The sequence below is a fragment of the Georgenia muralis genome (genome assembly GCF_003814705.1).
GTDB classification, from domain to species: domain Bacteria; phylum Actinomycetota; class Actinomycetes; order Actinomycetales; family Actinomycetaceae; genus Georgenia; species Georgenia muralis.
In genome coordinates this window covers 3,080,000-3,106,490 of the sequence record NZ_RKRA01000001.1, presented here as the reverse complement: position 1 = coordinate 3,106,490, position 26,491 = coordinate 3,080,000, and the positions used below count along the sequence as shown (strand labels likewise).

24 protein-coding genes and 1 pseudogene are annotated in these 26,491 nt (G+C 71.0%); 18 read left to right on the top strand and 7 right to left on the bottom strand.

Annotation, left to right across the window (positions count from 1 at the left end; genetic code table 11):
- Positions 1-119: 119 nt before the first annotated feature.
- Entirely contained in the window at positions 120-461 is a 342-nt protein-coding gene (locus EDD32_RS13945) for an NADH-quinone oxidoreductase subunit A (protein ID WP_123918401.1), read from the top strand.
- Positions 462-823: 362 nt separating this feature from the next.
- On the opposite strand, the gene EDD32_RS18900 is transcribed toward EDD32_RS13945, so the two are convergent.
- Positions 824-1,087, bottom strand: a complete 264-nt coding sequence (locus EDD32_RS18900) for a hypothetical protein (RefSeq protein WP_170175304.1) — start codon at positions 1,085-1,087, stop codon at positions 824-826.
- 132 nt (positions 1,088-1,219) lie between these two features.
- On the opposite strand from EDD32_RS18900, the gene EDD32_RS13935 reads away from it, so the two are divergent.
- The 10 genes from EDD32_RS13935 to EDD32_RS13890 all read left to right on the top strand — a co-directional run bounded on the left by EDD32_RS13935 (position 1,220) and on the right by EDD32_RS13890 (position 12,230).
- Complete coding sequence (locus EDD32_RS13935; RefSeq protein WP_123918399.1) at positions 1,220-1,699, top strand: hypothetical protein; 480 nt, start codon at positions 1,220-1,222, stop codon at positions 1,697-1,699.
- Complete coding sequence (locus tag EDD32_RS13930; RefSeq protein WP_123918397.1) at positions 1,692-2,636, top strand: complex I subunit 1 family protein; 945 nt, start codon at positions 1,692-1,694, stop codon at positions 2,634-2,636. Before EDD32_RS13935 ends, EDD32_RS13930 begins: the two co-directional genes overlap by 8 nt.
- A gap of 111 nt (positions 2,637-2,747) precedes the next feature.
- On the top strand, positions 2,748-3,317 hold the full coding sequence (locus tag EDD32_RS13925) for an NADH-quinone oxidoreductase subunit J (RefSeq protein WP_123918395.1): 570 nt from the start codon (positions 2,748-2,750) through the stop codon (positions 3,315-3,317).
- Positions 3,314-3,631, top strand: a complete 318-nt coding sequence (locus tag EDD32_RS13920; RefSeq protein WP_123918393.1) for an NADH-quinone oxidoreductase subunit NuoK — start codon at positions 3,314-3,316, stop codon at positions 3,629-3,631. The genes EDD32_RS13925 and EDD32_RS13920 overlap by 4 nt, the downstream gene beginning before the upstream one ends.
- Positions 3,628-5,559, top strand: coding sequence for a proton-conducting transporter transmembrane domain-containing protein (locus tag EDD32_RS13915; protein ID WP_211338829.1), 1,932 nt, complete (start codon positions 3,628-3,630; stop codon positions 5,557-5,559). Before EDD32_RS13920 ends, EDD32_RS13915 begins: the two co-directional genes overlap by 4 nt.
- Before the next feature lie 2 nt (positions 5,560-5,561).
- Entirely contained in the window at positions 5,562-7,553 is a 1,992-nt protein-coding gene (locus EDD32_RS13910) for an NADH-quinone oxidoreductase subunit M (RefSeq protein ID WP_246006301.1), read from the top strand.
- Positions 7,554-7,558: 5 nt separating this feature from the next.
- Complete coding sequence (locus EDD32_RS13905) at positions 7,559-8,965, top strand: NADH-quinone oxidoreductase subunit N (RefSeq protein WP_123920554.1); 1,407 nt, start codon at positions 7,559-7,561, stop codon at positions 8,963-8,965.
- A gap of 402 nt (positions 8,966-9,367) precedes the next feature.
- Positions 9,368-9,652: a YHS domain-containing protein gene (locus EDD32_RS19570; protein WP_123918391.1), complete on the top strand. Its 285-nt coding sequence runs from the start codon at positions 9,368-9,370 to the stop codon at positions 9,650-9,652.
- Between the two features lie 22 nt (positions 9,653-9,674).
- Positions 9,675-10,562, top strand: a complete 888-nt coding sequence (locus EDD32_RS13895) for a F510_1955 family glycosylhydrolase (RefSeq protein WP_123918389.1) — start codon at positions 9,675-9,677, stop codon at positions 10,560-10,562.
- Between the two features lie 15 nt (positions 10,563-10,577).
- Positions 10,578-12,230 carry an ABC1 kinase family protein gene (locus EDD32_RS13890; protein WP_123918387.1) on the top strand — a complete coding sequence of 551 codons (1,653 nt, stop codon included), beginning with the start codon at positions 10,578-10,580 and terminating at the stop codon, positions 12,228-12,230.
- Between the two features lie 63 nt (positions 12,231-12,293).
- Here EDD32_RS13890 and EDD32_RS13885 read toward each other — a convergent pair whose 3' ends face one another.
- The 4 genes from EDD32_RS13885 to EDD32_RS13870 form a co-directional block, all read right to left on the bottom strand.
- Entirely contained in the window at positions 12,294-13,034 is a 741-nt protein-coding gene (locus tag EDD32_RS13885) for an SGNH/GDSL hydrolase family protein (protein WP_123918385.1), read from the bottom strand.
- Between the two features lie 826 nt (positions 13,035-13,860).
- Positions 13,861-14,127, bottom strand: coding sequence for a hypothetical protein (locus EDD32_RS13880; protein WP_123918383.1), 267 nt, complete (start codon positions 14,125-14,127; stop codon positions 13,861-13,863).
- Between the two features lie 365 nt (positions 14,128-14,492).
- Positions 14,493-15,722: a heparan-alpha-glucosaminide N-acetyltransferase domain-containing protein gene (locus EDD32_RS13875; RefSeq protein ID WP_170175303.1), complete on the bottom strand. Its 1,230-nt coding sequence runs from the start codon at positions 15,720-15,722 to the stop codon at positions 14,493-14,495.
- Positions 15,719-16,504: a cytochrome b family protein gene (locus tag EDD32_RS13870; RefSeq protein ID WP_123918379.1), complete on the bottom strand. Its 786-nt coding sequence runs from the start codon at positions 16,502-16,504 to the stop codon at positions 15,719-15,721. Before EDD32_RS13870 ends, EDD32_RS13875 begins: the two co-directional genes overlap by 4 nt.
- Positions 16,505-16,835: 331 nt before the next feature.
- Between EDD32_RS13870 and EDD32_RS20130 the strand changes: the two are divergent.
- The 5 genes and pseudogenes from EDD32_RS20130 to ccsB form a co-directional block, all read left to right on the top strand.
- Positions 16,836-16,974, top strand: a pseudogene (locus EDD32_RS20130) (IS256 family transposase); the annotation flags it as partial.
- A gap of 607 nt (positions 16,975-17,581) precedes the next feature.
- Positions 17,582-18,055, top strand: coding sequence for a TlpA family protein disulfide reductase (locus EDD32_RS19565; protein ID WP_246006142.1), 474 nt, complete (start codon positions 17,582-17,584; stop codon positions 18,053-18,055).
- Between the two features lie 3 nt (positions 18,056-18,058).
- Positions 18,059-18,841 (top strand): cytochrome c biogenesis CcdA family protein, encoded by a 783-nt coding sequence (locus EDD32_RS13860; protein WP_123918375.1) that lies wholly within the window; start codon positions 18,059-18,061, stop codon positions 18,839-18,841.
- Positions 18,842-18,846: 5 nt separating this feature from the next.
- Positions 18,847-20,583, top strand: a complete 1,737-nt coding sequence (gene resB, locus EDD32_RS13855; protein ID WP_123918373.1) for a cytochrome c biogenesis protein ResB — start codon at positions 18,847-18,849, stop codon at positions 20,581-20,583.
- The gene (gene ccsB, locus EDD32_RS13850; protein ID WP_123918371.1) at positions 20,583-21,566 is read left to right on the top strand and encodes a c-type cytochrome biogenesis protein CcsB; all 984 of its coding nucleotides are present in this window, start codon (positions 20,583-20,585) and stop codon (positions 21,564-21,566) included. The genes resB and ccsB overlap by 1 nt, the downstream gene beginning before the upstream one ends.
- Positions 21,567-22,019: 453 nt before the next feature.
- On the opposite strand, the gene EDD32_RS13845 is transcribed toward ccsB, so the two are convergent.
- Both EDD32_RS13845 and EDD32_RS13840 read right to left on the bottom strand, forming a co-directional pair.
- Entirely contained in the window at positions 22,020-23,096 is a 1,077-nt protein-coding gene (locus tag EDD32_RS13845; RefSeq protein WP_123918369.1) for a cytochrome b, read from the bottom strand.
- Positions 23,096-23,812: a hypothetical protein gene (locus tag EDD32_RS13840; RefSeq protein ID WP_123918367.1), complete on the bottom strand. Its 717-nt coding sequence runs from the start codon at positions 23,810-23,812 to the stop codon at positions 23,096-23,098. Before EDD32_RS13840 ends, EDD32_RS13845 begins: the two co-directional genes overlap by 1 nt.
- A gap of 331 nt (positions 23,813-24,143) precedes the next feature.
- Between EDD32_RS13840 and EDD32_RS18890 the strand changes: the two genes are divergently transcribed.
- On the top strand, positions 24,144-24,779 hold the full coding sequence (locus EDD32_RS18890) for a hypothetical protein (RefSeq protein ID WP_123918365.1): 636 nt from the start codon (positions 24,144-24,146) through the stop codon (positions 24,777-24,779).
- A 165-nt stretch (positions 24,780-24,944) separates the two neighbouring features.
- Positions 24,945-26,417, top strand: a complete 1,473-nt coding sequence (locus EDD32_RS13830; protein WP_123918363.1) for a glucose-6-phosphate dehydrogenase — start codon at positions 24,945-24,947, stop codon at positions 26,415-26,417.
- The last annotated feature ends 74 nt before the right edge of the window (positions 26,418-26,491 follow it).

The following is a 26,491-nucleotide window of genomic DNA, read 5'->3' as shown; positions in this document are numbered from 1 at the left end:
CGGCCGTCCCAACCGTTCCGCTGGCCGCGGACGGGAACGGCACCTAATCTGGCACACACTCGCTGGGAGCACCCTCGCTGGTACTCCGCAGTCCCGACAACTTGCCCGGAGGAGGTCAGATGGCAGCGGCCGCGTCGATGCTCCTGGCGACGCTCGCCCTGGTCGGCGGCCTCTTCGGGCTGGCTCGTGCCGCCACCCGTTCACAGCAGCCCGCGCAGTCCTTGCCGTTCGAGTCCGGTGGCCTTCCCGAGCAGCACGCCGTCTCCCGCTACCACGTGCGCTGGTACACCGTGACGGTGCTCTTCCTCGCCTTCGACATGGAGATGATCTTCATGTACCCCTGGGCGGTCGTGGTCGCCCAGCTCGGCGCGGCCGCCGTGGTGGAGATGTTCGTCTTCCTTCTGCTGCTGCTCGTTGGCGTGGTGTATGTGTGGCGCGAGGGGGCACTGCGGTGGACGTGATCGCGCGGCTCGCACCGTGGGCACTGGCGCGACCCCGCGTCCTGGTCGTGGACGGGCCGGGAACGACCGAGCTCCGGTGGGACCTGGAGGCCGAGCTCGACCGGCGGGGGTGGGTCCTCGCGGATTCACCGGCCCGCACGGACATTCTGCTCACCGTGGGCCGGCTCGGTGACCAGCTCTCCGCGGCTGTAGAGGTGCTGTGGTCCCAGGTACCGACGCCACGTCACCGGACATCGATCACCGTTGGGCCGGTCGACCGCCAGCTCGACACGGCCGCTGAAGCCTTGTCGAGCGCAGGGGCCTGGGCCCGGACCCGGGACGAGTCCGACCACGACCCAGTCCTCCTGCTCGAGGCGAGGCGTTCACCAGGAGCCGGCCACAGTGACGACCACCAGCAACACGGCGAAGCCCACGGCGGGCACGACGACCACGGCGAAGCCCACGGCGACCACGGCGACCACGACGACCACGACGACCAGGGCGACCACGGCGAAGCCCACGGCGACCACGACAACCACGGCGAAGCCCACGGCGAAGCCCACGACGGCCACGGCAAAGCCCACGGCGAAGCCCACGACGGCCACGGCGAAGCCCACGGCGAAGCCCACGGCGGCCACGGCGGCCACGGCGGTGACGTCGCGGGGCTCCCGATGGCAATGACTTCCGCAGATCGTGACGGGCTCACCCTCGACACCTTGACTGTCCGACTCGGACCGGTGCTGCCCGGCTGGCCCACCGGCCTCGTGCTACGAGGCGCCATGCAGGGGGACGTGCTCAGTGACGTCGACCTGAGCTGGGCGGACGCGCCTCCACCCCAGGACGGGGTGAGCGATCCGGCCGTCTGCGCGCTTGACGCGCTGAGCGGCTTCCTGATCGTGGCGGGGTGGCCTGCCGCGGCGCGGGAGGCGCGCGAGGCTCGCGACGCTCGGCGCTCGTCGCCCGATCAGGCGGAGGCAGTGAAGCTGGTGAACCGCCTCACCCGAAAGGTGAGCCGCTCCCGGGCGCTGGCGTGGTCGGTCCGCGGTATCGCGCCCGCGCTGGGAGACGGGGATGTGCTGGGGCGGGTGCGCCGGTGGTGCGACGCGGCTGAGCACGGTGCACCCGTCCACGCCGTCAGTCTGGAGGAGCTCGCCGCTGCCCTTGAGGGGATGGAGCTTGCCGCGGCCCGGCTGGCGGTGGCCAGCGTAGAGCTGCGACGCGCTCCTGTTCCGGCGGGCGGCGGGCATGGCCATGCCTGAGTCCCTCACACTGGCAGACTCCTTCGGCACGGTTCCCGCCGTCGTTCTGGTCGTTGCGGTCGGCCTGGCCCTGGGGTTGCTGGTGGCGGCCGTGGACCGTGTGGTCCTCAGCGGTGGGCGGCTAGGCGCTGGGGTGGATCCCGTGCGGTCGGCCCTCCGTGCCCTGATCGAGCAGCGACGCACCACTGTTGCGCCCGACCGACTGCTCGGCCGGATCGGTGCTGGTGCGGTGTTGGTGCTCGCACTGCTGTCGGTGGCGGTGATCCCCCTGGCCGGGCGGAGCCTGGTCTCCACCAGCGCGGACCTCGTGTGGTTCAACGCGGCCGAGGCGCTGCTGTGGGCGGCCGTGTGGCTCGTCGGGTGGGCCCCCAACGCCGTTCACCCCCTTGTCGGCGGGTACCGGTTCCTGGCCCAGGGGCTGGCGTACGAGCTGCCCCTGATGTTCACCCTCATCACCACCGCCGTTGCGGCCCGCTCGCTGCGCACCACCGACATCGTCGCCGCGCAGGCCGACCTGTGGTTCATCGTCTCCATGCCGCTCGCCTTCGCCGTGTTCCTCGCCAGCGGTGCCGCTTTCGCGTTCTGGGGTCCGTTCGCCGCGCCGGCCGGGTCCGACATCGCAGGCGGGGTGCTCGCCGAGCTCTCCGGGCCCGACCGCCTGTTCGTCGAGGCCGGCCGGGCGGTCTTCCTCGGTGCCACCGCCGCCATGGCGACGACCCTCTTCCTCGGCGGGCACACCGGCCCGGTCCTGCCCGGCCCGGCCTGGTTCCTGCTCAAGACGGCAGCGGTGGTCGTGCTCGTCGTCGTCACCGGCCGACGGCTGCCGTTGGTCCGGCCGGACCGGTTCGTCGAGGTGGCGTGGATGGTTCTCGTGCCGCTGACGCTGCTCCAGGCGCTGGTGGTGGCCGTCCTTGCGGTGAACGGGTTCTACCCGTGAGGGCCGGACCGAGGAGCACGCGCGGAGCGGACCGGTTCCCGAACACCGAAGGTCGCACCGGCCGCCGCGGGCAGGGACCGACAGCCGAGCAGGAAGGCAGAACCGATGCCGATGAGTGAGATTCTTCCCGTCGCAGCGCTGACGCTGGGGGTGGTCGCCGTCATCCTGGGCGTCTTCGTCTTCGTGGTGGACTCCATGGCCCGGGCCACCTTCGCCCTTCTGGGCTCCTTCCTCGCCGTCGCCGTCATCATGCTCGTCCTCGGCCTGCACTACCTGGCGCTCGTGACCGCGCTGATGATGACCATGGAGATGGCGGTCATGGCGGTGTTCATGATCATGTTCATGATGAACCCGGCGGGGCTGATGCCCATGACCATGGTGCACAACGCGAAGGGCTCGGCAGTCGCCGGGGCAGCGGTGTTCGCCGCCCTGACCGCCGGGGTGTGGCTGGCCGACTGGCCGACCCGCCGCGGCAACGCCCCGGCGGACGCCACCGTGCAGATCGGCCAGGCCGTGATGGGCGAGTACATGCTCGTCATGATCGTCGTGGGCGTCAGCTTGTTCGCCACCATCATCGCCGGGACCGTGCTGGCCACCGGGCGGGGCCGCTACGACCGGTTCGGCCCGGACCTGAGCCGCCGCCGGCCGCAGGACCCGGTGCCCGGGGGGTTGCCGCGATGAGCGAGACGCTAGTGCTCCAGATGCTGCTCACCGTGGCTGCCGCCCTGGTGGGGGTAGGGACCTTCGGGGCCCTGTCTCAGCAGTCCATCGTCATGGTGATGATGGGCCTGGAGCTCCTGGTCAACGGCGTCCTCCTCGCCGGCGCCTCCGCCTGGTACTTCCTGACCCCAGACGCCCCGGACGGGCAGATGCTCGTCGTCCTGGCCCTGGTGGTCATGGCGGTGGAGATGGTCATGGGCTTCGCCGCGACCATCGCGATCTACCGGGCCAGACAGATCGACATGGTGGACATGGCGACGGAGCTGCGCGGGTGACCGCCCAGACCGCACCCGCCGCCCTGGCCGCGCTGGTGGTGCTGCCCGCCCTCACCGGGCTGGCCCTGCTCCTGGCCGGACGCCGGGCGGACCGGTCGGCCGGCCCGGTCGCCGTCGTGGCCGCCGCGGTCACCGTCGCCCTGGCCGTCGTCGTCGCGACGCTCCGGCCGAGGGCCACGGCTCCGTTCCTGGGTCTGGTCGACGGCGGTGAGCTCGCGCTGGCCGTCGACGGCCTCTCGGCGGTGCTGGTGGTGGGGGTGGCCGTCGTCGCCGCGGCGGTGATGGTCTTCGCCGTCGCCGACACGGCACGCTCGTCGGCCCGGGCACGCTTCTTCGGCTACCTCCTGCTCTTCACCGCCGCGATGCTCGCCACGGTCACCGCGACGACGCTGCCCACGCTGCTGCTGGCCTGGGAGGTCATGGGCGCGACCAGCTACGCGCTCATCGGGTTCCACTGGTACCAGGCCGGCAAGGTGGCCGCCGGCACCACCGCCTTCCTCGCCACCCGGGCGGGTGACCTGGGCCTGTACGTCGCGGCCGGGGCGGCGCTCGCCGGGACCGGCTCCCTGGAGCTGACGAGCCTGGCGACGGTGCCCGGGGGGTGGCGGGACGTGGCCGCCGCCGGTGTCCTCCTCGCGGCGCTGGGGAAGTCCGCCCAGCTGCCGTTCTCAGCGTGGCTCTCTGCCGCGATGGAGGGTCCCAGTGCCGTCAGCGCCCTTCTCCACTCCGCGACCATGGTCGCGGCCGGCGGGTACCTGCTGCTGCGCCTGGAGCCGCTGCTCGAGGGATGGGCCGGGCCTGCGGCGGCCTGGATCGGGGCCCTGACCGCCGTCGTGCTCGGCCTCGTGGCCGCGGCCCAGACGGACCTCAAGCAGCTCCTCGCCGCGAGCACCGCGGCGCAGATCGGTTTTGTCGTGCTTGCGGCGGGGGTCGGCTCCGTGGCGGGTGGCACGGCCCAGCTCCTCGCCCACGCCGCGGTCAAGGCCGGGCTGTTCGTCATCGCCGGGGCGTGGCTGACCTCCCTGGGGACCAAGAAGCTCTCCGAGCTGCGGGGAGCGGCCCGCCGTCATCGCGGCGTCGGCGCGGCCGTGACCGTGACCGCGCTCGCGCTGGCCGGGGTCCCTCCGTTGTCCCTGTGGGTCACCAAGGACTGGGCCATGGCCGGGGCCGAGGGCCCGCTGCGGCTGACGGCCCTGGTCGCGGCGGCGCTCTCCGCCGTCTACGCCGGGCGTGTGCTCGCCGTGGTCCTGGCCGCCCCGCCCGGGGCGCGCGACTCCGAACCGGGCCGTGAACCGCACGGGACTGGTCGGATCCCGGTCTCGGTCGCCGTCGTGGCGTGGGTGTTTGCCCTGGTGACACCGGCGCTCGCCCTGCTCGGCGTCCCCGCGGTCGCCGAGCGGCTCGCGCTCGCGGTCGGGGACACCGCGCACCCGCCGAGCCTGGGTGAGCTCGCCGTGAGCGGTGCCATCGCCGTGGTGACGCTTGCCGTGGTCGTGTCCCGGCCTCCCGTGCTCGCGCCGTTGCGGCACGGCCGGCTCGCCGGGTGGGCGGGGCTACGGGCGTTGCTGAGCCCCCGGCCGTGGCTGGCGGTCGCGCGGGGCGCCGCGACCGTGGACGAGCAGGTCATCGACCGCGGCGTGCACGCGGCTGGCGCCCTGGCACTGCGCATGGCTACGGTCCTGCGCCGCGCCGATGACACCATCCTCGATGGTGCCGTGGGAGCGCTCGCCGCCGGCACGCGACGGGGAGGCGATGCCATGGCCGCCGTCGACGGCCGCGTCATCGACGCAGCCGTGATGGCCTTTGGTGCGGAGGTCAGACGCCTCGGCGGATTCATGCGGCGACCGCAGACCGGTCTGCTGCACCAGTACTACGCCCAAGCGCTGCTCGGTCTGGGTGTCCTTCTTGTTGTGCTCCTGGTGAGGTGACCATGCTGACTGTTGTCGTCCTGCTCCCGGTCCTGGTGGCCGGCGCCCTGCTGGTGCTGCCGGTGTCGGACCGCGCCGCGTTGCGCGCCTGGGTCGGGGCGGCCGCCGTCGACCTCGCCCTGGTGGTGTGGATGTGGGTGAACTTCGACCCCGGGACGGGCGCCCGCGGCATCGTGGACGGGATCGCGTACGAGACGAACGTGCAGTGGATCCCGACCGTCGACGCGTCCTACCACGTGGGCGTGGACGGGCTGTCCCTCCCACTCATCGCCCTGACCGCGGTCCTGTTCCTGGCGACGGCGGTCTGGTCGCTGCGTGAGGACCGGCGCCCGCGCCGCTACGCCGCACTGTTCCTCTTCCTCCAGACCGCCAGCCTGGGTACCTTCGCGGCGCTGGACCTCATCCTCTTCTTCGTCTTCTTCGATCTGTCGATCGTGGGGATGTACTTCGTCATCGCGGGGTGGGGCCACGGCAACAACCGGCGCAGCGCGCTGAAGTTCTTCCTGTACACCTTCGTCGGCTCGCTCGCGCTGCTCGTCGGCTTCATCGGGTTGTTCCTCGGTGGGGAGGAACGCACCTTCGACATGGTCCGCCTCGCCGCGAACCCACCGCTGGAGGACTCCCCGCTGCTCGGGGGGCTGGTGCTGCTGGCGATCGGTCTGGGCCTGGCGGTGAAGACGCCGCTCTTCCCCTTCCACACCTGGTTGCCCGACGCGCACACCGACGCCCCGGCGGCCGGCTCGGCCATCCTCGCCGGTGTTCTCCTGAAGCTGGGCACGTACGGCTTCGTCCGGATCGCCATGCCGATGCTCCCGGGGGCGTGGCAGCGCTGGGCCATGGTCGCCGTGGTGATCGGTGTGATCAGCGTGCTGTGGGGGGCTTTCGTGGCCCTGGCACAGCGCGACGCCAAGCGGATGATCGCCTACACCTCGGTGAACCACATGGGCTACGTGATTCTCGGGCTGGGGGCGGCTGGCCTCGTGGCGGCGGACGAGCAGGCGCGCACCATCGCCACCGTCGGGGCGCTGGTGCAGATGGTGAGCCACGGGCTGCTCACTGGGGCGCTCTTCCTGCTCGCCGGGGTTCTCTGGACGCGCGGCCGGACCTATGACTTCAGCCGATGGGGCGGCCTCGCGCGCCCGGCGCCGCTGTTCGCCGCCGCTTTCGCCGTGGCCGCCTTCGGCTCGCTGGGGCTGCCCGGGTTCTCTTCCTTCATCGCCGAGTTCCAGATCTTCACCGGCACGCTGCGGGCGGCCCCGGTCGCGGGGGTCATCGCCGTGACCGGCATCCTCGTCACCGCCGGGCTCTTCCTGCTTGCGGTGCAGCGACTGCTCACGGGCCCAACCCTGCTGAACGCGCCCGAGAGCGGTCAGGCCGGAGGTGACGGCGAGGACGAGTTCGGTGTGGACGAAGCCGGGGTGCCGGCTGCCATCGGCGCTGTCGGGCATGCAGGTCACACGGCCGGTGGCCACCGCCACCCCGACGGTCCCCGCCTGAGTGGTGGCCGCGACGACAGCAGCACCAGCGGCCATGACGGTGCACACCAGACCCACGGCGGGGGGGCCGCCCACCACGACGGACACCCCGCTGAACACCGAGGCCACGACGGACACCCCAGCGGTGACAGCACCGCCGGCGCCATGGATCACCCCACCGGCCCCTCACCTCACGGCGGTCACACCGAGGACCACAACACTCACACCGCGCCCGTGGAGACCGCGGACGACAGGCCTCGACCGGATCGGGACCAGGACCTCACAGCGAGTGACGCTGGGCCCGCGACCGACCCGGTGGACCAGGACCTGCCTGTCGGACCGAGCGGGCCGGGTGGTGGGCCGCCCCGTCCGGCGGACTTCCCGGACCTGTTCGGCCGGGAGGGAGCCGCGATCCTGCCCCTGCTGGTGCTCTCCGTTGCCGTCGGCCTGCTGCCCCGCTTCCTGCTGGACGTCGTCGAGCCGGCCGCTGCGGCCCTTGTGTCGCTCGTCTCCCGGTGACCGGGATGGAGGGGATGTCGGGCAGCCCGCTGGACCTTCTCCCGGAGCTGATACTGGTCCTGGGTGCCGTCTCTGCCCTGCTTCTGGGCCTGTGGACGCCGCAGTCTCGGCAGGTGCGCGCCGGGGCGGTGGCCGCCCTGGCCGCACTGGGCAGCGCCGTCGCGTCAGCCTCGACGCTGGGCTCCGGGCGGGTGGTGTACGGCGGTACGTGGACCGTCGACGACGCGGCGGGCGTGGCGCGGTTGACCATCACGCTGGCCACTGCCGCCGTCATCGTCCTCGCCTCGTCCTCGCTGAGGGGGCACCCGCGCCAGACCGAGGCCTACGTCCTCATGCTCCTCGGCGCGACCGGCGCGATGGTCTTGGCGGCCGCGTCGGACCTGCTCATGCTGGTCGCCGGGTACTTGCTGGCCAGCGTGCCCCTCTATGCCCTGGCGGGCTTCCGCAAGGACGACCGCGGGGTGGAGGCGACGCTGAAGTACTACCTCATGGGGGCCTTCGCGGGGGTCCTCATGCTCCTCGGTGTGGCCGCGCTGATACTCTCCGCAGGCGCCACCGACTACGCGAACCTCGCAGCCGCGCTGCCCGCCGCCCCGGTCCCGCTGGTCGCGGTGGGTGTGGTGGGGCTGCTGGCCGGCGTGGGCTTCAAGGCGGGCGTGGTACCGGTGCACTTCTGGGTGCCCGACGTCACCGCCGGGACCACCCCGGCCATCGCTGCGTTTCTCACCACCATCCCTAAGATCGGTGCAGCGGTGGCGGCATTCCGGTTGGTCCGGGATCCCCTCTCCGGCATCGCGCTCGACGTCCCGCTGGTGGTCGCGGTGATCGCAGCGGCCAGCATGACGCTGGGCAACCTCGCGGCGTTCCAGCAGCAGGAAGTGCTGCGGCTGCTCGGGTACTCCACAGTCAGCCAGGTGGGGTACCTCTTCATGGTGGTGGCGGTCGCGGCCCGCACCGACCTGGCCTTTCCAGCCCTCGCCATCTACCTCGCGGGCTACGCTGTGACCAACATCGGGGCCTTCGCCGCGGCGGCCGCCCTGCCGCGGGCCCGGACCCTGGCGCAGTGGGCGGAGGCCTCCCGAGGCCAACCCGGTCTGGTGCTGAGTCTTGTCGTCGTCCTCCTCGGCCTGGTGGGAACACCGCCTACCGCGGTCTTCGTGGCCAAGCTGGCCGTGTTCTCGGCCGCGGCCGACGGGGCGCTGGGATGGTTGGTGGTGCTGGCAGCGGTCAACACTGTCGCCAGCCTGTTCTACTACCTGCGGTGGTTCGGCCCGGCCGTGAGGCGCAGCAGCCCATCCAGCTCCACCCGGGCGCGGCGAAGTCTTCCGCTGCTCACCGCTCACACGGCAGCCGTGACTTCCCTCGTGCTCGGGGTCGGCGCCGGGGCGTGGCTGACCCTGGTCGTCGCCTGAGCCCCACGGTGTCGGAGTGCCCACCGTGGGCTGGAGCCCGGACCCGCGTCGCAGCACCGGACTCACATGAGGGACGGCGATGAACGGTGCGTGCCCGGCAGGGTGTACGAGGAGAGCCACCTCCACCGGTGGCGCAGGTCGACGCGGTGAGACCCGCAGCCGGCGACCTGACGCCCGCCAGCTCGACCACGGCATGAGGTCTCGGTAGTCCACGACGGACGGATCACCCGTGCCGGCGGTCCAGTGGCCGCCCACACCGGCTGGATCCTGACGGCGGCGCCGGCCGAGAGTTCGTGAAGGTTCGCTGAAGACATGGCCCGTTCGGGCTTCCGCGCGCCTGACGTCATACCCCGCGGGGGTAGCCTCGTCACGAGATGGCACGACGACCGAAGGAGGAGCGTGATGGATCACAACCACGAGGACCACGACCACGACCACAAGCACGGGGGTAACGGTGGGGGCGGCTGTTGTTCCGACGGGGGCCACGACCACGGCCACCACGGCGACGTCGTCGCCGGCCCCGGCGACGACGTGGTCACCTGCGCGGTGATGGGCAACCCGACGGTGCGCTCGCGGGCCGAGGCGAGCGGGCTCGTGCGCGACTTCGAGGGCGAGCGTTACTACTTCTGCTGCGGGCACTGCGCCGAGACCTTCGACGCCGACCCGCTGGCGTACACCGCCGCCTGACATGCCCGATGGTGCAGGACCCGTGCGGCGTGTCCGGCACGCGACCCTTACCGTCGCAGCCATCGCCCTTGCGCTGGGCGGCGGCGCGACGTGGCTGGTGCTGCGGGGGGTGCCGGGGCAGGCGCAGCCGACGGACGAGTTCGCCAACGTCCTCATGCACGTACACGGCCTCGGCGTCGACCCCGCCGACGGTGTCCTGTACGCGGCGAGCCACACGGGCCTGTTCCGCCTTCCTGAGGACCCCTCGGGCAAGGCCGAGCGGGTCGCCGACCGATGGCAGGACACCATGGCCTTCACCGTGGTCGGACCCAACCGGTTCCTCGCCAGCGGCCACCCGGACCTGCGCGAGGATGAACCGGACATGCTCGGCCTCATCGAGAGCCGCGACGCCGGGGAGACCTGGGAGGCGCTCTCCCGGCAGGGCGTGAGCGACTTCCACGTCCTGCAGCCCGCGGGCGGCCTCCTCTACGGCTACGACAGCACCGCCGGCCGGCTGCTCGTCACCGTTGACCAGCAGACGTGGCAAGCGCGGTCCACGATGGTGATGACTGCCCTGGCAGCCAACCCGGCCGACACCGGGACCCTCCTGGCCGTCGCCGCCGACGGCGGGCTGCGGCGCAGCGAAGACGGCGGTCGGTCCTTCACACCGCTGCCGGGAACCCCGGTCCTGGCCACGCTGGCGTGGCCGGACCCCGGTGTGGTGTACGGCACCGACCCCGATGGGACGGTGCTCACCAGCCCCGACGGGGGCACCACCTGGCAGCCGCGCGGCACCCTGGACGGACCGGCCGCAGCCCTGACGGCCGAGGACCTCGCCACCGTCCACGTCGCCACCGACACGGGCGTCTACACCTCGACCGACGGCGGTAGGACCTTCGAGGTCCGCTACCCCATCACGCTCGGCCGGTAACGCGGGGTCGCACACATGAGCCCGAGGACGCAGCGCTACCGCGAGATCGTGGAGATCCTCTCCGTGCATGGCTTCGGTTTCGCGGTCGGCGCCATGGGGATGACCGGCAGGTTCCCGTTCCGGCGGGGACTACCCGGCCACCAAAGGGGCCGGACGTACGCGCAGCCGGAGCACCTCCGGCTCGCGCTCGAGGAGCTGGGCCCCACGTTCGTCAAGATCGGGCAGATCCTGTCCACCCGTGCGGACCTGCTGCCACCGGACTACCTCACCGAGGTAGCCCGGCTCCAGGACGACGTCGCGCCGGTGCCGGTCGCCGTGGTGCTGGAGACGATCACCGAGGAGCTGGGCGCTGTCACCATCTTCGACACCCTCGACCGCGACCCCCTGGCCAGCGCCTCGATCGGTCAGGCACACGCGGCCACCGTGGCGGGGGCGCGGGTCGTGGTCAAGGTCCGCCGGCCCGGCGTGGTGGCAGTGGTCACCGAGGATCTGGAGCTTCTGCAGGACCTCGCGGTGCGTGCGAACCGCCACTGGGAGGTCGCCCGTGACCACGACGTCGTCGGGATCGCCCAGGAGTTCGCCGCTACGCTCCGCAACGAGCTCGACTACCTCCGGGAGGGGCGCAACGCCGAACGGTTCGCGGCCGCGTTCGCAGCGGATCCCGCGGTCCACATCCCGGCCGTGCTGTGGGAGATGACGACCTCCCGGGTCCTGACGCTCGAGCGCATCGAGGGGGTCAAGATCGACGACGTCGACGCCCTGGTCGCTGCCGGGATCGACCGACCAGCCCTGGCCCGACGGGCCGCGGGCGTGCTGTGCAAGATGGTCTTCGAGGACGGCTTCTTCCACGCCGACCCCCACCCCGGTAACTTCTTCGTCGAGGTCGACGGCCGGCTCGGGATCATCGACTTCGGCATGGTGGGCGAGATCGATGACGCCCTCCGGGCGAACCTGGGCGACCTCCTCGTTGCCGTCATGAGCTCCGACGTCGACGGGGCCACCGACGCAGTCCTCCACCTCAACCTGTCCGGCGGGACCGTCGACCGAGCCGCTCTGCGTGCGGACGTCGGACGGCTGGTGAAGTCGTTCAGCAGCCGCTCGCTCGCCGACTTCCCGGTCACCGCCGTGATCAACGACCTCCTGGTGACCCTCCGCCGTCACCACCTACGCATGCCCGCCGACCTGGCTCTGCTGTTCAAGACCTTGATCATGGCCGAGGGGCTGGGCGAACGGCTGGACCCGGACTTCCGGCTCGTCGACGTCCTCGCGCCGTACGCAGAACGCCTGGTCTCCCAGCGATTCTCCGCCGACGCCCTGACCCGGCTGATCACCGAGCTCACCCACGACCTACGATCGGCCGGTGCCGGCGTACCCCGTGCACTGCGCGGCCTGGTCGAGGCGCTCGAGCAGGGCAGTGTCGAGGGGCGGGGCCGCGCCGAGGAGCTGCGTACCGTCCTCGACCAGGTCGACCGGGTGGGCAACCGCATCGTTGCCGGAGTTGTCGCAGCCGCTGTCGTGGACGGTCTGGGCCGGACGGTGTTCACCGCCCCTGACCGGTGGTCCGCGCTGCGCGGACTCATGGTCCTCGCGGAAGCCGGGGGCCTCGCGGCGCTGGCCGCCTACTTGGCGCGGACCGCCCCGCGGGACCCCGGACGGTCGGGCACCTGAGCGCAGGACTGGTACCGGCGCCCCCGTGCACACCTTCCGCGTGCCTGCCGGCGGCATGCGCCATCAGCGCTCGGCCGCTCGGAGGTGGGCGAGGACGGCAGGGGCCAGGGCGTCGGCGATCCGGCCGTAGCCGGCAGCGGAGGGGTGGAAGGAGTCGGTGCTCATCATGTCCGGGTCCTCGACGAACTCCTCACCCACGGCACCGACGACGTCGACCAGGCGCACCCGCGGCCGTGGGGCCGCTGCGCGGCGCTGGACCGCCCCGACCATGCTGCCGTACCCGCGTGCCGCCGACATCACAGGTCCCGGCAGCGCCCGCATGGCCCGGAACTCCGGCAGGCTCGACATCACCACGGGCGCACCGATCGTCTCGAGCGCGTCGAGCATCGCCTCACAAGTGCGGGTCAACGCGAGCGGTGAGGTGGCGTGGATGACGTCGTTCGTGCCGACAACCAGGACCGATACGTCAGGTGTCCGGCGCACCGCCGGGACCTGCCGGGTCAGCACGTCCAGGGTCCGCGCACCCGAACGGGCGTAGCCCACCACGTGCACGGCACGCCCAGTCGCGTCGGCCACCCGCTGGGCAAGCTGTACCGACAGGACGTCGTCGAGCCGGTCGACGCCGACGCCCGCCATGGCCGAGTCACCGAACGCCCCGAGCTCGACGACGCCGGCACCGGCGCCCGTGGACGGGGTCACCGTCACATCCACCGCCAGGGGGGCCGTCGAGGGCCAGTCCCGTCGGCGCAACGCGGCCACCTGGCCCCGGGCGAGCGCCGCGGCCAGGGCCGTCATCACCGTCATCAGGGCCAGAGCGCCTCCTCCGGTGGCCCCGACCGCGCCACCCCTCACACGGTGTCCCGCGCGTTGGGCGCCGAGCTCGTCGCCGGGGTGCTGGAGGTCAACCGTTCGCATCGTCGTCGTCCTCTCGTCACAGGTTCGAATACCCGGAGGGGGTAGGGGCTTCGGGTGGGTGAAGTCTCCCCCGCGTCGGGGGTACAGGCGTGCATCATCTGATGAACCTTCGGTGAATCGTTGCTCCGGGCCACCCACGGCCGACGGACGTGACCAAAGGACCGTCCTCCCCGGGCATGCGTCATGCGGACGGAGGCATCCGGGCATCCACCCCCGACGGACGCCCTGTTGCGGTGGAAGCAGAAGACCGAGATGTCGATCAAGAGCCCTCCCGCCGCGTCGTGGAGCCGGTATCGCCGTCGCGGCCGCGGTGATGTGGATGGCGGGCGTCTCAGGACGATCCTGCCCCTCGCCATCTTCGGCGCCACGGTCGCGATGCGCCACGGCGGCCACGGCGTGGGAAGCGGAGCCTCCGGCAGCACCGACCGGCCGCGGCAACACCACCGAACGGACGCCGCCCCCCACGGCCGACCCCGGCTACCACTGCCCCCCTGGCACTGGTCGTCGCCGTCGAGGACCCCACCACAACCGGGGCTCGAGTCGAGCGGGTGAGCCAGCCCGACCGCCGCGCCCGGTCCCGGCGGCCGCCGTCGCCCCGCAGCTCTCCGGCGGCAAACAACAGCGCGTCGCCGTCGCCAGGTCCTCACCCGGGAGGGCCGGCCTTCCGCCGGCCGACCTTCGACCGTGCGGCGTCGGTCGGTGCCGCCCCGAGCGGCTACGGCCGCCCGGCGGCCATGGCGGTCCTCAGTGCGGTGAGGATGATCCTCTCGAGTCGGAGCCCGTACTCGCCGGTGAAGTCCGCGTACCTGCCGTCGAGCATGACCGAGAGGTCTGTCGCCGGCCGGAGCGGCTCGACGACCGCCCGGTCCTCATCAGTGCATTGCTCCATTGCGACGACCACGATCGGGAAGCGCCCAGCAAGAGACGCCGATGGCGCCTGAAGGTCGGCGCAGAGCTCCTCGGGCGCCTCGACCACGGTCACCTCAAATGCCTTGCCCGATGCCGTCACGTGTCCACCCCCTCGACCTCCGGTGCGTCCCACCATGGCATCACGGGAGAAACGACCGATCACGCTCCGGTCAATTGATGATGAAGAAACTCGCCGGCCGTCCAGGTCTGAGCCTGCACTTCCTGCCACAAACCTGTGCGGGACCCGGTCCGACGAGCCGGTTCGGGCAGCCAGGAGTTCCACCGTGCCGGTGTGAACCGCACCGGCCGCCCGAACGACTCGTGATACCGAGCACTCGGCGCCGCCGCACTGCCACCTACCCCGACAAGGCGCCTGGACCAGACCGGTTGCGCGGAACCCCGGCTTGACACGCAGCCCAGGTGGTGGACGTGCGGAACTCAGCGCGGCGGGGCGGACGAGCGGTAACCAGCGCTCGCGCCCCCACGCGCGGCGGCACTCATGACGGACGCGACGTTCTCGAGCGGACCTCGGCGACCGGTGAGTTGCCACGCCAGCGCCAGCAGGACGGCAACGATGACGCTCACCGCCCAGAGGGCCGTCGGAGACGTTGTCGTCGCGCTGGTCACGCCGCGGATGACCGCGAGGCTGGTGACGTGCAGCGTGTAGAGGGTCAGCGTCATCGACCCGGCGGCCGCGACGGGAAGCACGAGCCACCGCCACCGGGCGCGCAGGCCCGTGACGAGCACGAGGCAGCCTCCGATCACGGCCAGGGCCGTCCCCGTCGTGTGGAGCAGGTCCAGGGGAACGGCGGAGTGCGGCGTCGACACCGCAAGCCACCACCACGACGAGGTCGGCGTCGTCCCGTACATTCCCGTCTGAAGGATCGTGCCGAGCTCACGACCGGCAAGCGCCGACGATCGCGGCACGGTCAGCCGGTCCAGGCCACCCGCCGGTCCGAGGAGCACTGCCGAGACAAGTTTGGCAGCCACGGCGAGCAAAACGCCGATGACCAGCAGCCAGAGTCCTATTGCCGTCCGCCGGAGCGGCAGGCGACCCAACGCCATCCCGACGAGGACGTACCCAGTCCACTGCAGCACCGGGTAGTAGCCCGTGAGGAGGATCGTGAGAACGAGCTGTCCCGGGTCGGCCAGGGAGGCCAGCGACGGACTCGCACCCGGACCGGCGGGCATGTCCTGACGCAGCAGATGGCCAACGACGGGGCTCAGCACCATCCACGCAGTTGCCGTCAGCAGGAGTGGCCGGGCACCCATACCGATGAACAACGCTCCGATCGCGAACAGCACCGCGTAGTGCACCAGGATGATCGCGACACCGGAGCCCAGAGAGCCGAGGAACAGACCCACCGCAGCGACAACCGCAGCCCGTCCAAGGATCCCTCGGCGCGCCCCAGACTCCGGCGGCGCGTCCTTCTCCCCCTTCAGGGCCAGGATCAGCGACAACCCTGCCAACACGGCAAAGAGGGCAGAGGCCCGCCCTGCGAACAGCCGGTAAGCCCACGTAACCGCCCCGTCCGGCGCGAGGGACGGCATGACATGGACCGACATCATGCCGATCAAGGCGATGCCGCGCGCCACGTCCACGCCGAGGAGCCGCCGCCGATCCAACAGCCGGCTCCGCGCCGCGACCGGAACCGGGGTGACGGTCACCTCCCCCTGTCCATCCGGGCCGGGCCAGCCGCGCGGGCTCGGCTGCGACGGATGGTTCGAGTGAACGCCGCCCACTTGAGGGCCAGCACCATCGCGGCGAGCACGAGCATGGGAAACCGGAACCAGTTCTCGGCCGGGACAGCACGGTGGAAGGACGCGGTGTAGTGCATGAACAAGAAGTATCCCGCGTGCAGCACGACGAGGTAGAACACGACGTGGGACCCACCGTGCAGCCACTTCCATCCACGTGGGCCCAGCCAGCGCACGGCTCGGTCGGACGACGTCGCGAGCAGCACCAGCAGCCAGCCAACCGCAACTAGTCCGATCAGGTTCGCCAGGCCGAACCCGGGCTCCAGACGGACGTCCCGCCCCAGCTCGGGGACGAACTCGTAGCCCAGGAACCGCCGCACGCTCCACCGCGCCCAGCCGTCGATCGTGAGCAGCGAGTGCGCGAACGCCGCTAGCGCTGCCCACACGCCGACCTGTCGCCGCCAGGACAGCGCTCGAGCAGCGACCGCCGACAGCCGCGCCGCCGGCCCCATCGCCAGGGAGGCGAAGAGCAGGACGACCGCTGCATCACCGAGGGCCCGCCACAGCCTCATGTCCGGCGTCCACTCCATTCTGCTGCGCCAGAAGGCGAAGACGAGCACCAGCGTCGCGACGGCGAGCACGCCGTGACGGACCGATGCCGATCGCCACGCCGCGGCCGCCGGAGGCGAGTCGCGCGGTGTCGGGCCGACGTCCGGATCGACGACGTTGCGGCGGACGTTCTCAGTGGACATCGGGCGTCTCCCGGGCTCGTCGGCGTTGTGTGGACGTCGTGCGGCGACGGTTCAAACCAACGGTTCACGCCCCACTGCGTGTCACGATAAGGGAAGCAGGCGGGACGCGGTGAGGTCGACCCGGAAATCCCGTGGCTCGCACCTGTGAGACGACTCGGCCGGCCGACAGAGCCCCGTCGAGTGGTGCGGATGGAGGTTGTGGCGCGGCTTCGGTGAGCCACCGGCGAGACACCCGATGTGTCCCGCCAACTCCTCACCAAAGGAGAAGCTCACCGATGGCCTTGCCTGAGTCTGCCTTGTCCGGTTCTCCGCACCGGTAAGGTGCCGGCTCATCCGTGAGTGCGTGCATGTCGCGATGCGGGAGCTGATCGAGGCCACGGCCGCGGCCGGCGCCGGCCGGTACGCGCGGACCGGGTCCCGGCCACCGAGCTCACGGCTCACGTTCGTGGGTGTTGACCACGCACGCCGGGACATCCGGGTAAAGTCGGCAGGACGTGATACCGGTACTGGGATGAACGCGTTGCCCTCGCATGGTGGGACCTTCCCGCGCGTGGTAGGACCTTGCCGACTCGCGGTGACGGGCAGGGGGATGCCAGAACCCAGGTGCCCAGCTCTCCTCAGAGTCCGACGGGGTATGCGTCTGGCCCCTCGATTTCGGTCCGCTCGGGCTCATGAAGATTCACTGAAGATTAGGTCGCGTGAGGGGGGTCGTTGGAGTTTCTTGGTTCTACCAGAGACGATGGTCCCGTCTTCGGCATGTCCGGCCCGTGGCACTCGCCACTGGACCGAATCACGGTCCGGCCACTGTGGTTGGGGCGCTGGTCCGAGTCGTGGTACCCGCCCGTGGCAGGCAGGCAAAGCCCCACGGGGTCGACCGTTACCGAGAGTTGTGAAGTGTCTGCAGTGAACCCAGTCGTCAGCCGCAGTCCGTCCCACCGCTGGCGTCCCCGGCCGGCACGCTTGCGCACACGTCGAAACCTCGCAGTAGCCATCTCCGCGGTCCTGGCCCTGCTGCTCAGCGCCTGCGCCCCTGGCGGTTCGACAGTCACCACCTCCGACAGCGCAGGCGGTGGCTATGTGGCCGGAGATGGCACCTTCGCCACCTGGGCCCCGGAGGAGCGCGCCGCGCCCATCTCCCTGGTGGGCACCACCTACGCCGGGGACGAGCTGGACCTGGCCGACTGGCGTGGTGATGTGGTGGTGGTGAATTTCTGGTACGCCGCGTGTCCGCCGTGCCGTGCCGAGGCACCAGATCTGAAGGCCATCTACGAGGACTACTCCCCCGACGGCGTGGAGATGCTCGGCGTGAACCCCCGCGACGACGTCGGAACGGCGCAGGCGTTCGAGCGCACCTTCGAAGTCCCCTACCCGTCCCTGAACGACGCCGACGCCCGCGGGGTGGCTGCCTTCGAAGGCCTCGTCCCCCTCCAGGCGATGCCCACGACGGTAGTCATGGACCGCCAGGGGCGTGTGTCCGCCCGCATCCTGGGCCAGGTCGACCCGACCATCCTCAGAGGCCTGATCGACGACGCCCTGGCCGAGGAGATCTGACCTATGGACTGGGACCAGATCGCCAACCTCTTTCAGTCGACCGTGCTCACCGGACCGATGCTCGCCGCCCTGCCCGTGGCCGCGGTCGCCGGAGCCATCTCCTTCGCCTCCCCGTGCGTGCTCCCCCTGCTTCCCGGTTATGTCGGCTACCTCGGTGGCATGGTCGGCGCTCAAGGAGATTCCGAACGTGACCGTCGATCATGGGTCGGCAACGGGCGGATGCTCACCGGCGTGCTGCTCTTCGTGGCGGGCTTCACCGCCGTCTTCGTGCTGCTCGGCGTGGTGTTCGCCTGGGCAGGAATAGTTCTCGCCCCCTGGATGGACGCGATCGTGCGCGCGATGGGCGTACTCGTCATCCTCATGGGGCTGGCCTTCATGGGCGCCGTGCCCTTCCTTCAACGTGACTACCGCCTGCACCTGAGTCCGCGTCAGGGAGTGTGGGGGGCTCCCCTCCTCGGCGTCGTGTTTGGGCTCGGCTGGGCACCGTGCATGGGCCCCACCCTGGCCGCTGTCCTGACGTTGTCCTTCAGCGAAGCCGACCCGGCACGCGGGGCCGTTCTCGTCCTGGCCTACAGTCTCGGCCTCGGCGTACCCTTCGTGGTGCTGGCGATGGCGTTCTCGCGCTCGACCCGGGTACTGGGATTCCTGCGCCGACACCGTCTGAGGGTCCAACGTCTGGGCGGGGCCTTGCTCGTCGCGCTCGGGCTGGCCATGGTCACCGGGCTGTGGGGCCTGCTGTCGGGATACCTGCAGGGCCTGGTCGCCAACTTCGAGACGCTGGTGTGAGAACGATGAAGACCACCACCGAGGTCGATGCGACGAACCTGAGCTCCAAGGCTGGGCAGGGGGAAGAGGGCCCCGAGGTGGGGACGGGCCGGGCGCAGTCGCCCGCGCTGGGTGTGACCGGCTGGCTCCGGTGGATGTGGCGTCAGCTGACCAGCATGCGGGTCGCGATCCTGCTGCTGCTGCTGCTGGCCGTGGTCGCAGTGCCGGGGTCGTTGTTTCCCCAGCGGCCGCAGAACCCTGCACGGGTGGATGAGTACTTCACCGCCTACCCGCGCCTGGCTCCTTGGCTCGAGCGGGTCGGTCTCTTCGACGTGTACGGCTCGCCGTGGTTCGCCGCGGTGTACCTGTTGCTGTTCATCTCGCTGATCGGGTGCATCGTGCCGCGCGTCCGAGTCCACTGGCGGGCGCTGCGCGCGCGGCCGCCGCGGGTGCCCCGCAGCTTCCAGCGGTTCCCGGTGCGGGAGGAGCTCGCGGTCACCGAGTCCCGCCCGGCGGTGGAGGCGAACCTCATGGCCGCCCTGAAGGGGCGTTACCGCGCGGCGGTCACGACCGAGGGCATCACCGCCGAGCGGGGGTATCTGCGCGAGAGCGGCAACCTCGTCTTCCACCTCTCCCTCATCGGAATCCTCCTCTCTCTCGCGGCCGGCCAGCTCTACAGCTACCGCGGGCAGTTCATCGTCGTGGAGGGGGAGTCCTTCGCCAACTCAGTGCTCGACTACGACACCTTCGAACCGGGCACCTTCTTCGACCCCGACTCCCTCGCGCCCTTCACGTTCACGTTGGAGGACTTCGCGTCGGAGTTCACCCCCGATGCCCTCGCGCGTGACTTCGCCGCGACCGTGCGCGTGAGCGAGCCGGACGGATCGACCCGCCGAGAGGTCATCAAGGTCAACGAGCCGATGGACGCCGGCGGGGCGAACCTCTACCTGATGGGCAACGGCTTCGCCCCCGACATCACCGTGCGCGACGGTGCGGGACAGGTCGCCTTCTCCGGGCCGGTCCCGTTCCTGCCCCAGGACTCCGTCTACACCTCCCGCGGTGTCGTGAAGGTGCCCGACGTCAGCGTCGGCGAGCAGCTCGGGCTCACCGGCGCCTTCCTGCCCACCGCCATGATGGCTGAGGACGGCTCGGGGGTGTACTCCGCCCACCCCGAGCCCAACGCCCCACTGATGGCCCTGACCCTGTGGGCCGGTGATCTCGGCCTGGACGACGGTGTGCCCCAGAACGTCTACGTCCTGGACACCGCCGACATGCGCCAGATCTACGAAGAGGCCCCAGACGGCTCCCCCGGCTCCGCCGAGGGGGGCCAACGGCCGGTGACCCTCTTCCTCTCCCCGGGTGAGAGCGTGGAGCTGCCCGAGGGACTCGGGACCGTGACGTTCGGCTCCCTCCCGCGCTTCGTCGGCCTCGACCTGCGCTACGACCCCACCCTGCCCTACCTGCTGGGCTCCTCCGTCTTCGCCTTGCTCGGCCTGTTCGCCTCCCTGTTCGTCCCCCGCCGACGCCTGTGGGTCAAGCTCACCGACACCCCCAGCGGGGGTACCGTAGTCTCCGGGGCGGCCCTGGCCCGCGGGGACGACCCCGGCCTCGCCCGCGACCTCGCACGCGTGCTCCGGAGCGCCGGTTCCCCCGTCGACCCGCCGCGCCGGACGACGACGGAGACGCACGACGCAGACCGAGCCACCACCGGACCAACGACAACGGCACCCACCGACGCCGACCCAGCCCGGAAAGGACACTGATGCCCGAGACCGCCCTGGGCCAGATCAGCCTCGTACTCATCTACGGAGCGATGGCCGCCTACACCGTCGGCTTCACCGCGTTCGCCATCGACCTCTCCGGACTGCGCGACCGCGGCCCCCACCGCGATCGCCGTCGCGCGGTCGGCATCGCGATGACCACCACCTGGCTCGGCTTCGCCCTGCACCTGCTCGGTGTCATCACCCGGTCCGTCGCCGCCGCCCGCGTGCCATGGGCGAACATGTACGAGTTCTCCATCCTCTCCTCCCTCGTCGCGATGGTCATCTTCCTCGCCCTGCAACGCGGCCGGGACATGCGCTTCCTCGGCACCTTCGTCCTCGGCCCCGTACTCCTCATGCTCGGCGTCGCCGTCTCCGTGCTCTATGTCCGCGCCGACGGCCTCCAACCGGCCCTGCAGACCTACTGGCTCATCATCCATGTCTCCATCGCCACCCTCGCCGTCGGCGTCTTCACCATCGCCGCGACCCTCTCGACACTCCAGCTCGTCCAGGAACGCGCCGAGCAGCGCCAGTCCCGTACAGCCACCCCGCACCCACCCCCCTTCCCGGCGCCTCGGCCGGACGGTGCGGCCGCGACCACCACGCTGCCCCAGGAACGAGCGCGGACAAAGCCGCACGGTCTGTGGGGGCACCTGCTCGACGTCGCGCCCTCCTCGACCGAGCTCGAACGCCTCGCCTTCCGGCTCAACGCAGTCGGCTTCATGATGTGGACCTTCACCCTCGTCGCCGGCGCGATCTGGGCCGAGTACGCCTGGGGCCGCCCCTGGGGCTGGGACGCCAAGGAGGTGTGGTCCTTCGTCATCTGGGTCATCTACGCCGCGTACCTGCACGCCCGCGCCACCCGCGGGTGGGAAGGACGCCGGGCCGCCTACCTCTCCATCACCGGGTTCGTCGCCATCCTGGCCAACTACTTCCTCGTCAACCTCGTCTTCAACAGCCTCCACTCCTACAGCGGCATCGGATAACGCTCGAACCGGCGTCGAGCCACACCGCCGCATCGCCCGTGGCTTCTGCGACAAAGACAACAACGGACTGAGTATGGCCATGGTCGGCGGAGGACTCACCCACCCGCAACGCCGGTGAGCCAAGGGCAACGCGACGGTCCGCTCACGGGACCGGACGGGCCGGCGCGACTGGGTCGTCCCGCGAGGGCCCACCCGCGGTGGTCGCGCTCCTGTGCCGCCGGAACCATCGCGGCACGCGGACCGGTCCCTCGAGCGCCGCCCAGATCCGGGTCGCCTGCACTAGCGCGACCAGCACGACTACCGAGCCGAGCAGGAAGGCCGTCCCTACGGCAGGGGAGGACGGGGAATCGATCGACCGGTAGACGACCCCCATGCCTAGGACGGCGACGACGAGGAGCGACCAGAACCACCGTCGGGCGCGGCGCCGCGCGGCGCCGACGGCCACGGAGGCCATCAGTGGCCCTGGGCGTTGTTGACCCACACGTACACGCTGACCACGAGCATGAACAGCGCCAACAACCCGAGCAGCGTGACGGCCAGCTTCCGCTGGCGCCAGCCACGTTCTGGGCTCCGGTCCAGGAACGGGACCAAGAACAGTGCGAAGAAGACGCCACCCATGATGATGCCCACCGAACTGACGCCGAACCACTGCTCGAAGGGGAAGAACCACCAGAACATCCATAGCGGCCGGGTGGTCTCGATTCCCGCCACCGGGGTGGGTCCGATGATCGGCGGCAGCAGCACCGACAACGCCGCGAGGATCCCGAGCAGCACCAGACCGTAGGCACCGGCCCTCTTGAGGTGCTCGGTGAACGGCGCCGGCTCCTCCAGCGTGGCGGGCGGGATGTCCGGATGCGGCGAGATCTTGTGACGCTTGACCAGCAGCGCGTGGATGACGAACAGCGCCAGGATGAGGCCGGGGATGATGACCGCGTGCCCGATGTACAGGCGCAGCACGAGGGGCACCTCCGGTGCCAGCTCACCCGTGAACCAGATGCCCAGACCGCCGATCAGCTCGGCGACGTCCAGGTTGTGCGTCAGTGCCTCGAAACCTTCTTGGTCCCACTTGAGAACCGTGCCGGTGAACACCGCGAGGAAGGTCAGCAGCAGCATGGCCGCACCGACGATCCAGTTGCCCTCGCGGGGACGCTTGAAGGAGCCGGTGAAGAAGACGCGCAGCATGTGCACCAGCGCCAGGATGTACATCGCCTGCGCCGCCCAGTAGTGCAACCCACGGGCGAAGGCGCCGAGCGGGGCCTGCGTCATGATCGTGCGGACCGACTGGTTGGCGACCTCGGGCATGGGGTTGTACCACTGCGCGATGTAGATGCCCGAGACCAGCAGGAGGAAGAAGGAGATGGCCGTCAGCGCCCCCAGGCTCCAGGCCAGGTTGTTTGCGTGCTCGGGCACGTCGTACGCCAGCGCCTTGAGTCCCATCCGCTCGTCCACCGCGTCGATGGCACGACGCCACCGTGTGGGACGCCGGCCCGCCGCCTGTGACGAGGTGTGCCCTTCCGTGCGCGCGCTCATCACGCCACCCCCTTCCGAGCGCCGCGTGCCCGCAGCTGCCGCAGGCTGTGATGCGGGCGCCACAGCCGTGCCAGATACAGGCCCAGCCCGGCGGAGGCGGCGGCGAGCACGAGCAGCACGATGTCGCCTCCGTCACTGACCCCGCGGGCGGGCGTGAGGTCGTCGAGCACAACGGTCGTGCCGGTCATCAGGCCCCCGGTCATCGCCACCGGGGAGGGCTCGTTCAGCGCCGGTGCCGCCTGCAGCAGGATCTGCCGGCTCTGCGCGAGCGACTCCTCCCGGGCCGCGCCGGGCGCGGCCTCCTCCACCACGGTCGCGGCCTGCTCCACGAGCGCCAGGTCGACACCGGACGGATCAGGCGCCTCGAGGGCGTCCTCCATCTTCTCCAGCGCCCGGTCCGCGCCGCCCCTGTTGGCGATCAGGGAGATCGCCTGCTGCACGAGGTCGACCGCGAACTCGCTCTCCTCCTCGTCGGGGTTCGCCCAGGCGGGGGGCCCCCAGAGGGTGAGGGCAAAGACGACGGCCACGGCGAGGAGCGCGGAGATCCGGCCCACCGGGCGACCGTCCTCCGTGACGCCCATGTCACCGCTGCTGAAGTGTGCCTCCTCGACGTCGTGCTCGGGCAACGACGCCGGCGCTGCGCGGCTGACCTCGGGCAGCGGGGCTGTCGGATCCTCCGGTTCGTCGTCGCGGCGCCAGTGGTTGAGGTCCATCATCGTTCGCGTCCCTTCTTGGTCCGTATCCGCTTCTCTCGATGCTCGGTGTTGATCAAGCGTCGGTCAACGCCGCTCCTGATACCGATCCACCGTCGCGACGATGAGGGTTCGGCTCAAGTCCTTTCGTCCAGGCGTCTTCCCGGGGTGGTGGCGCCTGTAGGCCGTGCGGGGCGGCCTGTGGGCCGGCCCGCGCCGCCTGCCCCCGGGTCAGGCGGGGCCACGGCTCATCCCGACCCGGTCTCGGGGCGCCGGACGACGCCCAGGCGGGCGAGGTTGAGCGCGGCGAGCAAAGAGAAGTCGGCGGCGACCTCCTCGGTGCGTAGCCGATCGCGTGCAGGTCCACGACGTGGGGGTGCCCGGTCGGCGCCGCGACGCCGACGGATGCGTCAGCCTCCACATCGCCCGGATCCGGCGCGTCGCAGAGGGCAACCTCCCTATCATCACCACACGCAGCGAGCACTGGCACCGTCATCTCCTCGGCACCGATCATGAGGAGGGCGACGACGGCGTCGGCCGCCCGCACAGCCTCGATGCCCGTCGCTGCGTGGTCCATCTCAGCGACGAGACCGATGAGGCGACGCTCCTCAACCGCCATGGCGGCACCGGGAAGGTCGGCACGTGGAGCGGCCGGCGTGTCCCCGAAGACGATCTGCTCGACGGCGACCTGAGGCAGGATCTCGTCACGCAGGACCGGCATGTGCGCTCGCTGAGCCAGCTCGTGCGTCTCGCGGGCACCGACGGCTGCCAGGAGCGCATCCGTGAGCGTGATCAGCTCGCTCTTGACAGCCGCGTCATGGGCTCGCTCCGACGCCGTGCCGGGGTCGGTGCCGATCGTGGTTGTCATCCTGGCTCCAGTGACTACTGCGCGACGAAGGGGTCCATGGACTGCGGACGAGGGGCGATCCCGCTGACCGAGCAGGCCGCGTCTCGTCGGCCGGGCCGCTCCCGCGTCGACGGGCACGGCTGACTGCCGAGACCGCGATGTGTCACCAACGAGTCAACGCCCGGTTCGTGCTTGTCCGGTGTGACGACGACGAAGTTTCGACGAAGCCCCGGCCCACCGCTGAGCCGGCAGATGCCCGCACCGACGCCGGGACGCCGGTCGTCCGGAAGGGCGCCGTAGGGTGGGCGTATGACAACCGAGAACGCCCGGCCCGTCGTCGTCGTGCTGTTCGGCGCGACCGGTGACCTGGCCCGACGCATGGTCATGCCGGCCCTGGTCGAGCTGCACGAGCGCGGACTGTTGCCGGCCGGCTGGCGCCTGGTCGGGTGCGCGACCGACCCGTGGGACGAGCAGGCCTTCCGGGCGCGGCTCGAGGCGTCCTTGGCCGAGCACGAGCGGGGGCTCCCCTCGGACTGGGACTCCGTACGTGATCGTGCGAGATACGCGGGACGCGGATTCACGGACGCGGACCCGGGCGAGCTGCCCGAGGTGCTCACGCAGGTGCGGCGGGAGCTCGCTGACGAGGGCGGGTCGGACCCGCTCGTCGTGTACTTCCTCGCGGTGCCGCCCGCGGCGTACCCGGCTATCACCCGTGGGCTCGGGCGCCACGGCCTCGCGCCCGGTGCCCGGGTGGTCTACGAGAAGCCGTACGGCACATCGCTGGCGGACTTCGAGGAGCTGGACGCCACCGTCCGGCAGCTCCTGACCGAGGACCAGGTCTTCCGCATCGACCACTTCCTCGGCAAGCAGGCGGTGCAGTCCATCTACGCCCTCCGCTTCGCGAACCGACTCTTCGGGTCCCAGTGGGACGCCCGGAGCATCGAGCAGGTCCAGATCGACGTCCCCGAGGCGCTCGACGTCGCCGATCGAGCCGCCTTCTATGAAGCAACCGGTGCCGCCCTGGACATGCTGGTCACGCACCTGTTCCACGTCGCCAGCCAGGTCGCGATGGACCCGCCGACCGACCTGCGCGACCCGCGGGCGATCGTGGCTGCCCGGGACGCCGTCATGAGCCGCTTTCGCCCCCTCGATCCTGCCCGGGACGTCGTGCTGGGCCAGTTCGACGGGTACACCGACATCGACGGCGTCCCGTCGAACTCCGCGCAGGACACCTTCGTCGCGGCCCGGCTGTGGATCGACACGGACCGGTGGCGAGGGGTGCCCTTCGTCCTCCGCACAGGCAAGCGCATGGCGCTCAAGGCGCAACGGATCACCCTGGTGATGCGTCCGCCGGAGGGCCCGCTCGCCGGCGAGGCGCCAGGCCCGGACACCATCGAGATCGACTTCAATGGCCCGGGGCACATCAGCGTCGGCGTCACCGTCCAGACTCCTGGGCCGGACCCGGAGCTGACCCTGGGCCGCGCAGGCCTTGCGCTCGGTGACGTGCCGGGGAGTGAGCCGATCTCCGCCTACGCCTCCTTGCTCTTCGACGTGCTCGCAGGCGATCACACCTTGTTCACCACCTCGCACTGCCTGCGCTCGGCCTTCACCGCGTTCGCGCCGCTGCAGGGGCCGGACCGTCCGCTCCCCCTCCCCTATCCGCCAGGGTCGTGGGGTCCGCCGGAGGCCCAGCGGCTCACCGCACCGCACCCGTGGATGCTCGAGCCGAGCGGCGACGCGACTGGCTTGACCGCTCCCACGGTGAACCCAGGGCGAGCCTGACGAAATGACGTCCTTTCGGTGGACTGTCGACGAACGTTCGTGACTCGGGCCCCCGCCTCGGAGAGGATCGAGGG